Annotated in this window: 2 protein-coding genes; both read left to right on the plus strand. The window is 75.5% G+C overall.

Translation table 11 applies throughout. From position 1 onward, the window contains the following. Positions 1-1,532 (plus strand): helix-turn-helix domain-containing protein (locus tag DEP02_RS25225; protein ID WP_198668581.1); only part of this gene is annotated, 1,532 nt, incomplete at its 5' end. Between the two features lie 139 nt (positions 1,533-1,671). Further along, entirely contained in the window at positions 1,672-2,940 is a 1,269-nt protein-coding gene (locus DEP02_RS25230) for an RsbRD N-terminal domain-containing protein (protein ID WP_112469986.1), read from the plus strand. The last annotated feature ends 166 nt before the right edge of the window (positions 2,941-3,106 follow it).

Raw genomic sequence — 3,106 nt, forward strand, 5'->3', positions numbered from 1 at the left:
ACTTCGACGACGCGCACCGTGAGCGATGGGGGTTGCGCCACGGGGGTTCTCCTCAGCTGTTTCTTCCGGACGGTCAGGCCGGCCTCGGCGCGGCGGACGCGGCGTGGGCCGCCGGTGACCTGACGGCCTGCCTCGCGGCACTCGGCCACGACACCCCCGCCGCCGACGAGCGCACCGGCGTCCCCGCCGCCGACGGGACCGCCGCGGCAGCGACCGGCTCCGCCGCCGACGGCGCCGTCCCGGGCACTGCCCGCGGCAGCAGGGCGGCACTGCCCCACCCCGAGCACCCCGCCCTGCTCCGCGACCACCGCGACGGCATGCGCGCAGTCCTTCTGGGACGCTTCGACCTCGCCGCCGATCCGCTGAAACGCGTGGTCGGCCGAGGCCGGTCCGCCTCCGGGCCCGAACAGCTGCTGCGTTCGGCCGCCGCGGCCCTGATGCTCGGCGACGTGACCGCCGCCCGCCGGGCCGGGGCACAGGCGCTTGCGGCGGCCCGGGCCCTCGGATCCGCCGCCCTCGAACCGAGGGCACTGGAGTACCTGGCCTACGCCGAACTGCGCGCCGGCCGGCACCAGCTCGCCCGCACCCGTGCCGAGCAGGGGCTGCGCGCCGCGCGGCGGACCGGACAGCGCAACACCGCGGCCCACCACCACGCGGTCCTGGCCCTCGCGGCATCGATCGAGGGAGAGCGGGAACGCGTGGCCGAGCATGTGACGGCGACGCTCTCCAGGGCCCGGCGGCACGGACTGGTCCAGGCCGCCACGCTCGCCCAATGGGCGGCGGCCCGTGCCGACCTGGGCGCCGGCCGCCCCCGCGAAGCCGCCGACAGGCTCGGCCCGCTGGTACTGCCCGGTGCGCGGCGCGGGCACTTCGCGGTGTGGATGCTCGCCGTCCCCTGCTTCGTGGAGGCCGCGGCACTCGCCGGCCGGCCCGAGCACGCCCGCACGGTGGTCCAGGACTTCGCCCTCTGGGCGGCCTGTGGTGCCGACCCGCAGGCCCCCGCCCAGCTCCTGCGCTGCCGCGCGCTGCTGGCAGTACCGGAGGAGGCGGGCGAGCTGTACCGGCGTGCCCTGGACCGGCATGATGAGACGGTCGGTGATTTCGAACGGGCCCGCACCGAACTGCTGTACGGCAAGTGGCTCAGGCGACGGCGCCGGCTGCGCGAGGCGCGGGTGCGTCTGGGGGAGGCGCTGGTGGGCTTCGAGCACTGCGGCGCGCGTCCGTGGGTGCAGCAGGCAGCCGCGGAGCTGCGCGCCAACGGAGCGGCCCCGGGCGGGGCGGGGGCCGGGGAGCCGTCCCGGCACGGAGCGGGGGAGCTGTCCAGGCTGACCCCGCAGCAACTGCGTATCGCACGGTGTGTGGCCGAGGGTGCCACCAACCGGGAGGTGGCGCTCAGCCTGTCCGTCAGCACGCGCACGGTCGACTATCACTTGCGGAACATCTTCGCCATGCTCGGTGTCCGCTCACGGGTCGAATTGGTCAGGATGGTCGAACAGGAGGTGCAGGGGGAAAAGACCAGTGCACAGCTCTAGGGACCGACCGGACGGTATGCCATCCTTCGGGGCAGGACGATCAGGTGGCGGCCGGCCCACGGGCTCCACGGCCGGCAGGCGCCGGTACGGGGACCGCCGCGCGGGCGCCGCCGGAAGCCGACCCTGGGGGAGATGCGCGATGCAACACGCCGTACGGCCACGTACTCTGCTTCGCCACGGACCCGTGCCCGCGCCGCGGACCCGGCCACGGCGCGTGCGGTCGCTGATCGACGCCGACGCGCTGCGCGTGCTGCACGGTGCCGCCCGCGTACTGCTGGACGACCTGCCCCAGCTCACCGACCGCCTGCTCGCCCTGCTGCAGGAGCAGGAGCCCGCGTACCGGGCGGCGATGGAGGAGGACGCCACCGCCATCTGGCAGGAAGCGCACCGCTCGCTGCGGTACAGCGTCACCTCTCTGCTGGACCCGCGCGGCACCCGGGACGCGGCACGCCGCTGCTCCTGGAGGATCGGCGCCACACGTGCCGAGCAGGGGCTGCCGCTGGACGCGCTGCTGCACGCCTTCCGGCTGGGCGGCTCACTGGTGTGGCAGGGCCTCGTCGACGAGACCTCCCGGTCGGCCCCCGAGGACGTACGGCTGCTGGTGCACGTGGCGTCCGACGTGTGGGACTTCGTCGACGAGCACTGCACCCTCGCGGCCGACGCCTACCGGCACACCGAGCGGCACCTCGCCTGGCAGCGGGAGAACCGGGTGCGGTTGCTGGCCGGGACACTGCTGGACGGCACCAGCCGCATCGCCGACCTGCCCGAGGCAGCCCTGGCACTCGGCCTGCCGGAGCACGGCCGGTATCTGGTCGTGGCGGTCGGCGGCGCCCGGCTCACGGCATGTCCGCGTGCCCAAGCGGCCCTTGTCCCCGGTGTGCGCGTGCACTGGCACACGGGCGTGGACGCGGACTACGGCATCGTCCTGGTCGAGGACGACGCGGAACCGGTGGTGCCGGACGAGCAGGCGCCGGGAACACGGGTGGGCGTCGGCAGCGCCGTGCAGGGACTGGCCGCCGTGGGGGAGGCACGCAGACTGGCGGACACCGCGCTGAGCCTGTGCCCGGAGACCGGCGGCACGGTCCGTCTGTCCGAACACCTGCCCGCGGCGCTGGTGGTGTCGTCCCCCGGACTCGGCGCCGCGCTCGCCGACCGGGTGTTCGGTCCCCTGGCGGACCTCGAACCCGCCGACGCGGAGGTCCTGCTGGACACCCTGGCCACCTGGCTGGCCTGCGACGGCTCGGCTCAGCGGGCGAGCCGGCAGCTGTACTGTCACCGCAACACCGTCCTCAACCGTCTGCGCCGTTACGAGCAACTGACCGGGTGCTCCCTCTCCCGCCCCTTCGACCTGGTCGAGGTGACGCTCGCCCTGACCGCCCGCAAACTGCTCCCACGCCCCCCGCGCTGACCGCACCGGGACACCCGCCCGCACTCGCGGACCGACCCGGTACGCGCGAGTGGTGACCCCGCGGAGACGTCTGCGGGGGCCGGCCGACCGCGGTGCCCCGGCCGCGCACACTGCCGCTCGGCGTCGCCCGGCCGGCCCCGGGGTGCGCCGCGGCGTGCCTCCGCCC

It is taken from the genome of Streptomyces triticisoli (assembly GCF_003270085.1).
Lineage (GTDB): Bacteria > Actinomycetota > Actinomycetes > Streptomycetales > Streptomycetaceae > Streptomyces > Streptomyces triticisoli.

Bases quoted from the DNA above. Each gene is read 5' to 3' on its own strand.
- DEP02_RS25230 (WP_112469986.1), top strand. From the start codon at position 1,672: ATGCAACACGCCGTACGGCCACGTACTCTGCTTCGCCACGGACCCGTG.